Genomic DNA, 12,520 nt, shown 5'->3' on the forward strand with positions numbered 1-12,520 from the left:
TAACCTCCTAATTTCTGAAATCCTCATCACGGAAATGTGTTTTGTAGAAAATAATTACCAAATAAAGAACAAACAAGATATTTTGGACGGTGATAATCGTAGGCAGGCTTTGTCCAAATAAACCGCAGATAAGGCCGATAATCGTTGGTAATCCTAAGCAGTTGAGGATAAAGTGATAGCATTCTTTAAAGGTTTTAAAAGAAAATAGCCGTGATTTCTTGGTTAGATAGAGCAGGAAGGAGGCACCGAGTGCTAGAAAGGCAAAGTTGATGCTAAAGAGGAAACCTGCGGAGAGGACTAGAAAGAGGCTGATTACCAGGCGGTTTTGTTGGAACCAGTCTTTAGAAATGGCTTTGGTCAGGGCTTCTTTGCTTTTCAGAGCCTTCTGGTCAATGGCTTGGTAGCGGATATTGGCCAGTTCTTTTCCTTCTTTAGTGATTTTGAGATTTTCTTTGTCGAAGTAAAGGGTCAGCTCCTTGCCTAATTTGAGCTCCTTGTGATGGCCGATAATGACAGTCCCAGCGCCATTGCGATGAATGCCTTCAGGATTTTCAGTGGTCAGCACATGGTCTTTCATCTGGGCATGATGATCAAAGTCAATCATCACGTCTTCATCCAGAGTGTCAAAAGCCTTATCAACAAAGGTATCCAGAGCATAGCTCGTCAAAGACGCTGTCTGAATGGCCACAGGAATCAAAGACAGAGAAATCAAAAAGACGCTCGTAAAGATGAGCTGGAACCAGCTAAGCATCCGACGATTGGCGAATGTTTTTCTAAAACCAATCAAGCTCGAAAAATAATTAAAAGGATAAGGTAACATAGCTGCCTCTTTCTAAAATTATAATCAGGTGGTGGCCAATAAAGAACTTATTGGCTGCCATATAACTATAATTGTCTTTAAATTAAAAACAGGGTGGGACAAGATTATCCCTTGTCTCCACCACTTGTTAAACCAGATACAAAATTCTTTTGCAGGAAGAAGAAGAGAATACAGATTGGAAGGGCAGTGAGAATCGCACCGGCAGCAAAGAAGGCAATTTTTTGATTCTTGACATCGCTGACGAAGGTACGAAGACCAACTGCAACCGTATAAAATTCTTTTTCACGAAGAAGGAAGCTAGAGAGGATATAGTCTCCGAAAGGTCCCATGAAGGCCCAGAGAGCTTGCACAGCAATCATTGGACGAACGAGAGGCAGGATAATCTGCCAGAAACGTCTGAAATGACCAGCACCGTCTAATTTAGCTGACTCATCCAGAGACATAGGAACGGTATCGAAGTATCCTTTCATCAACCAAGCATTCATTGGAATACCACCACCCACATAAAGGAAGATGAGGAACCAGCTTTGGTTGAGGGCATTGAGCATCAGCGCCATAACGAAGAAGGCGGTCAGAGCTGCAATAGTTGGCACCATTTGGATAATCAAGAAGAAAACCAAACTTTGCTTTCTTGCGATGAAATTGTAACGGCTGTATGCATAACCTGCAAGTACAACTATACTGGTTTGGACAATCATTGTCAAGACGGCAATGATAATAGTGTTAAAGTACCAAGTACCATATAGAGTCTCTGAGAAGAGACGAGAGAAGTTTTCCAGACTGAAGTTGATGTCTGTGTCTAGCTTGAAGGCCACGACATTCCCCGTCTTGAAAGCAGACATGATCGTGATCAAGAGCGGGTAGAGAATGATAATGGAAAGCACTACAAGGTAGAGATAGGTCAAACTGTGGTTGATAAAACGTTTAAATTTAACAGAACTATTCATCTTATACATCCTCCATATCAAATGCGTGTAGTTTCTTGAAGGCAATCATAGAGATAGAGATGACGATGATGGAGATGATGAGGGTAACGGCCGCCGCCATTGAATATTGCGGTGCTGTACCTGTGGTCAAACGATAAATCCAAGAGATCAGGATATCAGTTGAACCAGCTCCTCCACCGACACTACCAGGACCACCTGCATTGAAGAGGTAGATGATTGAGAAGTTATTAAAGTTAAAGGTGTATTGACTGATCAAAGTTGGTGCCGCAACTGCCAAGATCATTGGGAAAGTGATGTTGCGGAATTTCTGCCAAGCATTGGCTCCGTCGATGTAGGCTGCTTCGTAAAGGTCATTTGGAATAGACTGCAAAATACCCAAGGTCAGGACGTAGATATAAGGGAATCCAAGCCAACCTTGCATCATAATCAGAGCAATCTTAGTCCAAGTCGGATCAGTCTTCCATGGAATCAGATGTCCATTTAAGAAAGGAAGAACCTTGCCGAGAAGTGGGATAACCTGAGTATTGATGGCCCCGATACTATCGTTGAACATATTTGAGAAAGTCAGGATAGTGATAAAGGCTGGAACTGCCCAAGGAAGCAAGAAGATAACACCGAAGATGCGTTTTCCTTTGATGAATGGTTGGTTGGCAATAATAGCAGTGAAAATACCGATTACGATTTGTAAAGTAGAGGCTGCCAGTGCCCAGATGATAGTCCAAGTCAAGACAGAACCAAAGGCCGCACGGAAGGTGCTCAATTGCCAAATGTTGGCAAAGTTGGTAAAGCCAACCCAATCCAAGAGTTTATTTGGTGGCAAGTGTTTGAAATCATAGTTTGTAAAGGCGATCAAGAGCGTTACCAATACAGGGAAAATGATAGCAAAGGTCATTGCCAGATAAGAAGGAATGATGAGTAAGTAAGGGAAGCCATTTTCATAGATTCCATCAAACATTTCCTTCAAGGTAGTGTGAACAGGATAATCATTGTTCCACTGCTTGGCAACTGTACGGGCATCCTTCAAGTTAAATCCATAGAAAATCAGGAAAAAAGCTACAAGGATGAGGTGGAAGGCACCGCGAATCAGCATGAAGAGTGAGTTGTCCCCACGGACTTCACCAAGAGTGATGAGATTTTCAATTTCTGGTAGGGCAATAGCTGCGAAATAAGCTAAAAATGCAACTGTAACCCCAAGAAAGATGTATCCTTTGGCTTTTTGATCATTATAGATTTGCCCCAACCCTGGAATGAGGGAGCGCAACATGGCTTGTTTGGGATCTTTTTTTGTCATTGTAGTCTCCTTAGATACGAGAAAGATTGAGGAAGTGCAGCAAGTACAAGTCCTAATCCGAGTTTTTCTTATTAGAAGATAGAATAAATCCTCATTCTATCAAACAAGGGGTAGGGAAAATTCCCACCCCTTTATTTTAGTTTGCTTATTTGTTGCCGAATTTTTGATCGATAGTTTCTTTGATCAATTTAACAGCATCTTCAGCTGAAGTTTTAGCATCTTTCTTGCCGCTTACAGCATCGAAGAGCATGTTCTTAGCTGGATCCCAAACAGTACTCATTTCAGAGATGTTTGGCATTGGTTCTGCAGATTTGAACTGTTTAACAACCGCATCTGTCAATTCATCTTTCTTGCTTACAGCGTATTCACGTGCTTCTGTGTTAGCAGGAACTTCGTTTGTTGCATCGTAAAGAGCTTTTTGTTGTGCAGTTGATGCAAGGAAGTTAACGAATTTTTGTGCGCCGTCAACGTTCTTAGAACCAGCAGGGATGACCCAAGCTTTACCACCACCAAAGGCTTTGTATTCTTTGCCGTTTGGAAGTGTTGGGATAGTTGCTACACCGTAGTTTACTTTAGCTTCTTTAAGAGATGCAGCTTTCCAAGGACCGTCGATGATTGCTGCAGTTTTTCCACCTTGGAATTGAGTTTGGATCAAGTTAGGAGCACCTTCTGTATCTTGCATACCTTTAGGCCATTTTGCATACCAAGTTTTAGCGTACTCAATTCCTTTGATAGCACCTTCGTTAGCCAAACCTACATCTTTAGGATCTGTCCCATCTTTACCGAAGACATAAGCACCGTTTCCAGAAAGGAGACCGTAAGCATAGTAGAAGTTTGTCCAGTCAGCAAGGAAGGCAGTTGTTTTACCGTCTTCTCCTTCAAAAGCGTACTTGCTATCTTTAGCCAATTCTTCAAGTTCAGCAAATGTTGTAGGAGCTTTTTGGATCAGGTCTTTGTTATAGTACATTACTAAGGTCTCGATAACAGCAGGAGCACCGTAAGTAGTACCGTCGATTGATACCAAAGATTTAGTAGTATCGTCAGCTTTTGCATCTTTACCCAACTCAACTTCTGAAAGTTGTCCGTCAGCACCTAGGCTTCCTACGCGGTCGTATGGTGCCATCATGACATCTGGAGATTTACCAGATTGGTTGTCAAGTGAAAGGTTATCAAGACCTGTAAGAGCATCACCAGTTTTGATAGTGACCTTTGTTCCGGTTTCTTTTTCGTAAGCTTTGGCAGCTTCTTCCATGTAGCTCTTGTAGCCTGGGTCTACATAAGCAGTCAATTCGTTGCTTGCAGCAGTTTCTTTTTTAGAAGATTTGCTACCGCAGGCTGTCAAAATAAAACCTGCTAAAGCAACAGTACCGAGAACAGCAACGCTCTTCAACATTTTGTTTTTCATGATTATTCCTCCTAAAGAATAAAAAATATAATACCATCTAAGAACACGCTTGCATAGCGCAAACGTTTTCTTGAACTTAAAATAATTTTAGCACAAAAGGTAAACGCTTGCAAGCGTTTTTAAGAAAATTTTAAAAAATTTTTAAGGAAAGAGTGCTAATTTATATGATATATAAGGATAGAAAATTGAAATCTATGGTATAATAAATAAAAAAGTTTTTTAAAAAGCTTGCACTTGAAAAAAAAATAGGTTATAATTCAAGCAACGCAAACGTTTTCGCTAAATAAAGTAGGAAACAAGCATGAAAAAATTTTTGAGGTGTTACATATGAAAGCGAGACAAAGTGGTGTATTGATGCACATTTCCTCTTTGCCAGGCAAGTACGGGATTGGTTCTTTTGGTCAGTCTGCTTATGATTTTGTGGATTTTTTAGTTAGAACGAAGCAACGTTATTGGCAAATCTTGCCTTTGGGAACGACTAGTTATGGGGACTCTCCTTACCAGTCTTTCTCAGCCTTTGCAGGGAATACTCACTTTATTGATTTGGATTTCTTGATCGACGAAGGCCTGTTGGCAGAAGAAGATTTAAAAGGCGTTGATTTTGGTGATGATCCAAAAGCTGTAGATTATGCAAAAGTATTTGAAGCACGTCGTCCTCTTTTGGAAAAAGCGGTTGCTCGTTTCCTTAAAGTTGGCGATCTTGACAAATTCCGTCACTTTGTTGCGGAAAATGCAGCTTGGTTGGAGCTTTTTGCAGAATACATGGCTGTTAAAGAGCATTTTGATCTGAAAGCTTGGACAGAATGGCCAGATGAAGCGATTCGTCGTCGCCAACCAGAAAGCTTGGCTAGCTATCGTGAGAAATTGGCAGACAAGCTGGAATACCACCGTGTAACTCAATATCTCTTCTTTAAACAATGGTTGGAACTCAAGAAATATGCCAATGACCATCATATCGAGATCGTTGGAGACATGCCAATCTATGTAGCTGCTGACAGCGCAGATGTATGGGCTCAGCCTCACTTCTTCAAGACAGATAAGCAAGGTCGCCCAGTCAAGGTTGCTGGCTGCCCACCAGATGAATTTTCAGAGACTGGCCAATTGTGGGGTAACCCAATTTATAATTGGGATGCCATGGATCAAGATGGCTATGCTTGGTGGATTGAGCGTCTTCGCGAAAGCTTTAAGATTTACGACATTGTTCGGATTGACCACTTCCGTGGCTTTGAGTCTTATTGGGAAGTGCCAGCTGAGTCTGACACAGCAGCTACTGGTCACTGGGTCAAAGGTCCAGGTTATAAGCTGTTTGCCGCAGTGAAAGAAGCTTTAGGTGATTTGAACATCATTGCAGAAGACCTTGGATTCATGACGGATGAAGTCATTGAATTGCGTGAACGAACTGGCTTCCCAGGTATGAAGATTCTGCAATTCGCTTTCAATCCAGATGATGAAAGCATTGATAGCCCACACTTGGCGCCACATAACTCTGTGATGTATACTGGTACTCACGACAATAATACTGTATTGGGCTGGTATAAGGATGAGATCGATGATCCAACCCGTGAATACATGGCTCAGTACACTAACCGCAAAGAATACGAAACGGTGCCACATGCAATGCTTCGTACAATCTTTGCTTCCGTTAGCTACATGGCTATCGCAACGATGCAAGATCTGCTAGAGCTAGATGGCTCTGCCCGCATGAACCTGCCTTCTACAATTGGCGGCAACTGGGCATGGCGGATGACAGCTGAAGAGCTTAACCCTATCGTAGAAGGTCAGCTTTATCATTTGACTAAGGTCTATCGTCGTCTGAATACGGACTTACTTTCATAAGACAATAAATTTCAATACTTTCTAATACTAGGAGAAATCATGTCAAACTTACAAACATATATCCAAAAAACTTATCAAAAGCAAATTGCTGATTGTAGCAATGAAGAGCTTTATTTGGCTCTCTTGAACTACACAAAATTAGCGAGCGCTCAAAAGCCAGTTAATACTGGTAAAAAGAAACTCTACTACATCTCTGCTGAGTTTCTGATTGGTAAACTCTTGTCAAACAACTTGATTAACCTTGGTCTTTACGACGATGTGAAAAAAGAACTTGCCGCTGCCGGTAAAGACTTGATCGAAGTTGAAGAAGTAGAACTGGAACCATCTCTTGGTAATGGTGGTTTGGGCCGTTTGGCAGCCTGCTTCTTGGACTCTATCGCAACCTTGGGTCTCAATGGTGACGGTGTTGGACTAAACTACCACTTTGGTCTTTTCCAACAAGTCCTTAAAAACAATGAACAAACAACTATTCCAAATTTCTGGTTGACTGAGCAAAACTGGTTGGTTCGCTCAAGTCGTAGCTACCAAGTGCCATTTGCACACTTCACATTGACATCTACTCTTTACGATATCGATGTACCTGGTTACAAGACAGCTACTAAAAACCGTTTGCGCTTGTTTGACCTAGATTCAGTTGATTCTTCCATCATCAAAGAGGGAATCGAATTTGACAAGACAGATATCGCTCACAACTTGACTCTTTTCCTTTATCCAGATGATAGTGACAAGCAAGGTGAATTGCTCCGTATTTTCCAACAATACTTCATGGTTTCAAACGGTGCACAATTGATCATCGACGAAGCGATCGAAAAAGGAAGCAACTTGCATGACCTTGCAGACTATGCAGTTGTACAAATCAACGACACTCACCCATCACTGGTTATTCCTGAATTGATCCGTCTCTTGACTGCGCGTGGTATCGAGCTTGATGAAGCGATCTCAATCGTTCGTAGCATGACTGCCTACACAAACCACACTATCCTTGCTGAAGCCCTTGAAAAATGGCCTCTTGAATTCTTGCAAGAAGTGGTTCCTCACTTGGTACCAATCATCAAAGAATTGGATCGTCGTGTCAAAGCAGAATACAAAGATCCAGCTGTTCAAATCATTGACGAGAGCGGCCGTGTTCACATGGCACACATGGATATCCACTATGGATACAGCGTTAACGGGGTTGCAGCACTCCACACTGAAATCTTGAAGAACTCTGAGTTGAAAGCTTTCTACGATATTTATCCAGATAAATTCAACAACAAGACAAACGGTATCACATTCCGTCGTTGGCTCATGCACGCTAACCCACGTTTGTCTAGCTACTTAGATGAACTTCTTGGTCGCGATTGGCACCATGATGCTACTAAGTTGGAAGGTCTACTTGACTTTGCTGGCAAGCAAGAAGTGAAAGAAAAGCTGGAAGGCATTAAGGCTCACAACAAGCGTAAATTGGCTCGTCACTTGAAGGAAGCTCAAGGTGTAGAAATCAATCCAGATTCTATCTTTGATATCCAAATCAAGCGTCTACACGAGTACAAACGCCAACAAATGAACGCTTTGTATGTGATCCACAAATACTTGGACATCAAGGCTGGTAACATTCCTGCTCGCCCAATCACTGTCTTCTTTGGTGGTAAGGCAGCTCCTGCTTACACAATTGCCCAAGACATCATTCACTTGATCCTTTGCTTGTCAGAAATCATCGCGAATGACCCAGCAGTGGCACCACACTTGCAAGTGGTTATGGTTGAGAACTATAACGTTACAGCATCAAGCTTCTTGATTGCAGCTGGTGATATTTCTGAGCAAATTTCACTTGCTTCTAAAGAAGCTTCAGGTACTGGTAACATGAAATTCATGCTCAACGGTGCTTTGACACTTGGTACTATGGACGGTGCTAACGTGGAAATCGCTGAGTTGGTTGGCAAAGACAACATCTACATCTTTGGTGAAGATTCAGAAACAGTTATCGACCTTTACGCAAAAGCAGCCTACAAATCAAGCGAATTTTACGCTCGTCCAGCTATCAAACCGTTGGTTGACTTTATCATCAGCGATGCTGTTCTTGCAGTAGGTAAGAAAGAACGCTTAGAACGTCTTTACAATGAATTGATCAACAAAGACTGGTTCATGACGCTTCTTGACTTGGAAGACTACATCAAGGTGAAAGAGCAAATGCTTGCTGACTACGAAGACCGCGATGCATGGTTGGATAAAGTGATCGTTAACATTGCAAAAGCTGGCTTCTTCTCAGCAGACCGTACAATCCAACAATACAATGATGAAGTATGGCATTTGGAGAACTAATTATTTAAAATAAGTAAAAAAGCCTAGACAGTCCTGTCTTGGCTTTTTTCGTGTTAGAAGACTAGAGTAAGTAGCCTTGGAGGATAAGCTTTTCTGGTAGATAGAGCTTTAAAATCGTAGCAGACCTTGGCTCTTGTCAGTCTTTTCTTTTGGGTGTATAATAAGAAAAAGTATTTCTTTACAGGAGGTTATTATGAAAAAGAAACCAATTTATCTCTATGTCTTACTGGGATTAGAAACAGTAGGCACTTTGTGGGAGCTTATTTCGAAGTTTTCCTCTTCAAATGATGCCGTGGAAACCTTACTAAAGGGGATCAATGAGCCAGCAAAATCTCAGTATGCAGCTTACTTTAGCAAGAGCGCTGAACTGTCAGGTTCGCTAATAAATAATATTTTCTTTTATGTTGGCTTGCTTCTTTTGATTGCAGCTTGGTTCTTCGTTTTTAAGAAAGATATGTTCAAAGCTAATCTTATTTACATCGTGAACGTTCTTATTGGTCTGATTGGAACAGCGTATGGTTATGTGGTGGCAAAAGGGATTGCAACGTCTTCTTTTTCAGATCCGTCCTTACTCTCATCTCAGATGCTGGGACTGAACTTCACTATTGGCTTCTCTGTTGTGATTAGTCTTATCTTCCTTTCGATTGTTGTCTTTAAGCTTATCAAGCAGCAAAAGGAAACTGTAGAAGTAGCTGAAGAGAATTAAGATTTGGCAAATAACATTTACTGCTTATAATCTAGATGAGTGGATAAATGTTATTTTTTTGGAATGGAGCAAATAAACATGAAAGTTTCCTTAGTTTATATCAGCTTGAGTGGCAATACAGAGAGTTTTGTCCGTCGTTTGAGCGACTATTTGTTAGAGCAGCATCCGAGTTTAGAGATTGAGAAAATCCATATCAAAGACTTAGTGAAAGAGGGACATCCGTTCTTTGAAATGACCAATCCTTTCATTACTTTTCTACCGACCTATCTGGAAGGTGGCAATGGTGTGGATAATGGCGATGTTGAGATTCTTACGACGGATGTGGCCGATTTTATAGCTTATGGACAGAATGCTAGCAAGTGTTTGGGAGTTATCGGAAGTGGTAATCGTAACTTTAACAACCAGTACTGTCTGACTGCTAAGCAATACAGCCAACGTTTTGGTTTCCCCGTTTTAGCTGATTTTGAAATGCGTGGTATGTTAGGCGATATTAAAAAAGTAGCTGGCATTATCGAGGAATTGTACGAAATAAAAGCATAAGTAAAAAGCCGTTCGATCAACATTTTTGATCGAACGGCTTTTGTTTCTATTCTTGACTTGCATGCTCGCCAGCGATAGTTTCGACCAGCTCTTTTGAATATAAAATTCCTAAACGGTAGTTTTTGTTAATGTAAGCAATAAGGTCATTTTGGTTTTCGCTAGTGGCCATTTTTTCTTGGAGTTCTTGTCGAAAATGATCACTTTTTAGGAGTTCCTGCTGCAGCAAAATCTGCAACTTTACCTTTTCTCTTTTGTTGTACAAAAAGAGAATGACCAAGCTAAGGGCAACTAAAATATAAGCAGTTTCATTCATAAAATATCTCTTCCTAAGAAAACCTCCCAAAACTGGAAGGTTTGTGTAGGGTTACATTTTTTCTGGTGCTTCTACACCAAGCATGCGGAGAGCTTCCTTCAGCACAACAGCAGTAGTGTAGCTGAGGGCTAGACGGCTGTCGCGTTCAGGATTTTCATCCAAGATGCGAGTGTGAGCATAGTATTTATTGAAAGCTTGAGCTAGGCTGATCGCGTATTTGGCAATCAGAGATGGCTCAAAGTTATCAGCTGCACGTTTGACTACGCGAGCGAAGTCTTGGAGCAGTTTGATAATTTCCCAGCTTTCAGCATCGTTGAGGTTGTAGTTGGCATCAAGACTTGGCTTGAAGTCTGCTTTGCGCAGGATAGACTGGATACGTGCATAGGCATATTGTACATACGGTCCAGTTTCACCTTCAAAGGAAACCATCGCTTCCAAATCAAAGTCATAGCCATTACGACGGTCAGTCTTAAGATCGTAGAATTTAACGGCGCCGACACCAACTGCATGGGCAACAGCTTCTTTGTTTTCCAGATTTGGATTTTTCTCTTCAATTTGAGCTTTTGCACGGCTGATCGCTTCTTGCAGAGTTGGTTCCAGAAGGATGATATTTCCTTTACGTGTTGAAAGTTTTTGGCGGTTTTTCGTAACCAGACCAAAGTCCACGTGGATCATGTCATCGCTCCAGTCAAATCCCATCTTCTTAAGGACGGCCTTGAGCTGACGGAAGTGGTTGGATTGCTCTTGACCAACGACGTAAACGTTCTTAACGAAGTTGTAAGTGCGCGCACGGTACATAGCAGTGGCAATATCCCGGGTGATGTAAAGCGTAGCACCGTCTGATTTTTTAATCATAGCTGGTGGGAGATTGACATCGTCCAAGTCCACAATGCTAGCGCCTTTTGATTCTTTCAAGAGACCCTTGTCTTCCAGAATTTTAACGGCTTCGTCCATCTTGTCATTGTAGAAGGCTTCTCCGTTTAAGCTATCAAATTCAACGCCGAGCAATTCATAGATGCGGTTAAATTCAACGAGACTTTCGTCACGGAACCATTGCCAGAGTTCTGTTGCTTCTGGATCGCCATCTTCCAGTTTCTTGAACCAGAGGCGACCTTCTTCATCCAAGGCTGGATCGTTTTCGATTTCAGCATTGATGCGGACGTAAAGTTGCAAGAGTTCATCGATTGGGTTGGCTTCAACGGCTTCCTTGTTGCCCCATTTCTTGTAGGCAACCATGAGGAGACCGAATTGCTTGCCCCAGTCACCTAAGTGGTTGATCTTGATGGTATTGTAGCCCATCTTGCGGAAAATATTGGACAAGGCATCTCCAATAACGGTTGAACGCAAGTGACCGACAGAGAAAGGTTTCGCAATGTTGGGACTGGAAAGGTCGATTGTGATATTTCCGCCCTGACCTTCGTTCTGTTGACCATAGTCAGCGCCTTCCTTGATGACTTCTTTGATGACTTGATCAGAGATTTTAGCTTTGTTGAGGAAGAAGTTGACATAAGGTCCAGTTGCGACAACTTTCTCAAAGTGACTTGGGTCGATCTTTTCAGCAATATCCGCAGCGATAGCTTGAGGAGCCTTGCGTTCTACTTTTGCAAGTGAGAAAGCTGGGAAGGCAATATCTCCAAGATCGGAACTTTTCGGTTGCTCTAGTAGGTTAGAGATAGCGCTTTGGTCCAAGCTGTCAATAACTTTGGCCAACTCGCTAGCGATTAATTGTTTATTATCCATATTTGCTCCTTTGGGTCTTTTGTTACTATTCTATCATATTTTATGAGGAATCTTCAATTTTTTTGGTATAAGATAGATTTTTTGATATAATTGAGAGTATAAATATTCAGTCAATGAGGTCGAGTATGAGAAAGAGTGAGCGTCATCAGCTTATTAAATGGATGATCAAGGAAGAAAAGTTAGGAACACAAAAGGATATTCAAAAAAGACTGGAAGACGAGGAGATATTTGTGACCCAAACAACCCTCTCGCGGGATTTAAGAGAGATTGGCTTGACCAAGCTGAAGAAAGATGGGCAAGTCTACTATGTGCTGGCTCATGAAGCAGAGGAGTTGGATCTAGCTGGATTTCTGGCCAGTCATGTTCAGGCAGTTTCTAGAGCGGAGTTTACGCTGGTTTTCCGTACAGGACTGGGCGAAGCGACGGTCTTGGCAAATGTGGTAGATGGTTCGCTGGATAGTCGGATTTTAGGAACCGTTGCAGGGGCCAATACCTTGCTGGTGATTTGCCGGGATCAGGATGCCGCTAGAGAAATCGAGACGAGTGTCAAAGAAGGCATGGACTAGCCAAAAGCTTAGAATTGACGGAGAGGTTTGAGACGGAAGTCCTGACCTCGTTTGT

General features: G+C 41.9%; 11 protein-coding genes. 5 read left to right on the forward strand and 6 right to left on the reverse strand.

The window, feature by feature from the left end; translation table 11 throughout:
- Nucleotides 1-7: 7 nt before the first annotated feature.
- From D8790_RS00235 to D8790_RS00250, 4 genes are all read right to left on the reverse strand, one after another.
- Complete coding sequence (locus D8790_RS00235; protein ID WP_125387169.1) at nucleotides 8-820, reverse strand: DUF1189 family protein; 813 nt, start codon at nucleotides 818-820, stop codon at nucleotides 8-10.
- A gap of 104 nt (nucleotides 821-924) precedes the next feature.
- Complete coding sequence (locus tag D8790_RS00240) at nucleotides 925-1,767, reverse strand: sugar ABC transporter permease (protein WP_125379106.1); 843 nt, start codon at nucleotides 1,765-1,767, stop codon at nucleotides 925-927.
- A gap of 1 nt (nucleotide 1,768) precedes the next feature.
- Nucleotides 1,769-3,058, reverse strand: coding sequence for a carbohydrate ABC transporter permease (locus tag D8790_RS00245; RefSeq protein WP_125387170.1), 1,290 nt, complete (start codon nucleotides 3,056-3,058; stop codon nucleotides 1,769-1,771).
- Nucleotides 3,059-3,203: 145 nt separating this feature from the next.
- Nucleotides 3,204-4,463, reverse strand: coding sequence for an extracellular solute-binding protein (locus tag D8790_RS00250; RefSeq protein WP_005591470.1), 1,260 nt, complete (start codon nucleotides 4,461-4,463; stop codon nucleotides 3,204-3,206).
- A gap of 318 nt (nucleotides 4,464-4,781) precedes the next feature.
- On the opposite strand from D8790_RS00250, the gene malQ reads away from it, so the two are divergent.
- From malQ to nrdI, 4 genes are all read left to right on the forward strand, one after another.
- Entirely contained in the window at nucleotides 4,782-6,299 is a 1,518-nt protein-coding gene (gene malQ, locus D8790_RS00255) for a 4-alpha-glucanotransferase (RefSeq protein WP_260470224.1), read from the forward strand.
- Nucleotides 6,300-6,338: 39 nt separating this feature from the next.
- On the forward strand, nucleotides 6,339-8,600 hold the full coding sequence (gene glgP / locus D8790_RS00260; protein ID WP_125387171.1) for a glycogen/starch/alpha-glucan family phosphorylase: 2,262 nt from the start codon (nucleotides 6,339-6,341) through the stop codon (nucleotides 8,598-8,600).
- A 193-nt stretch (nucleotides 8,601-8,793) separates the two neighbouring features.
- Complete coding sequence (locus D8790_RS00265) at nucleotides 8,794-9,306, forward strand: ABC transporter permease (protein ID WP_125387172.1); 513 nt, start codon at nucleotides 8,794-8,796, stop codon at nucleotides 9,304-9,306.
- 63 nt (nucleotides 9,307-9,369) lie between these two features.
- Nucleotides 9,370-9,846 carry a class Ib ribonucleoside-diphosphate reductase assembly flavoprotein NrdI gene (gene nrdI, locus D8790_RS00270; protein WP_376739406.1) on the forward strand — a complete coding sequence of 159 codons (477 nt, stop codon included), beginning with the start codon at nucleotides 9,370-9,372 and terminating at the stop codon, nucleotides 9,844-9,846.
- 46 nt (nucleotides 9,847-9,892) lie between these two features.
- Here nrdI and D8790_RS00275 read toward each other — a convergent pair whose 3' ends face one another.
- Entirely contained in the window at nucleotides 9,893-10,159 is a 267-nt protein-coding gene (locus D8790_RS00275; protein ID WP_125387173.1) for a MarR family transcriptional regulator, read from the reverse strand.
- A gap of 51 nt (nucleotides 10,160-10,210) precedes the next feature.
- On the reverse strand, nucleotides 10,211-11,899 hold the full coding sequence (gene argS / locus D8790_RS00280; RefSeq protein WP_048792284.1) for an arginine--tRNA ligase: 1,689 nt from the start codon (nucleotides 11,897-11,899) through the stop codon (nucleotides 10,211-10,213).
- 125 nt (nucleotides 11,900-12,024) lie between these two features.
- On the opposite strand from argS, the gene argR reads away from it, so the two are divergent.
- Nucleotides 12,025-12,465, forward strand: coding sequence for an arginine repressor (gene argR, locus D8790_RS00285; RefSeq protein ID WP_125370813.1), 441 nt, complete (start codon nucleotides 12,025-12,027; stop codon nucleotides 12,463-12,465).
- The last annotated feature ends 55 nt before the right edge of the window (nucleotides 12,466-12,520 follow it).

Origin of the sequence: Streptococcus cristatus (genome assembly GCF_003943535.1) — a bacterium.
Taxonomy (GTDB): domain Bacteria; phylum Bacillota; class Bacilli; order Lactobacillales; family Streptococcaceae; genus Streptococcus; species Streptococcus cristatus_L.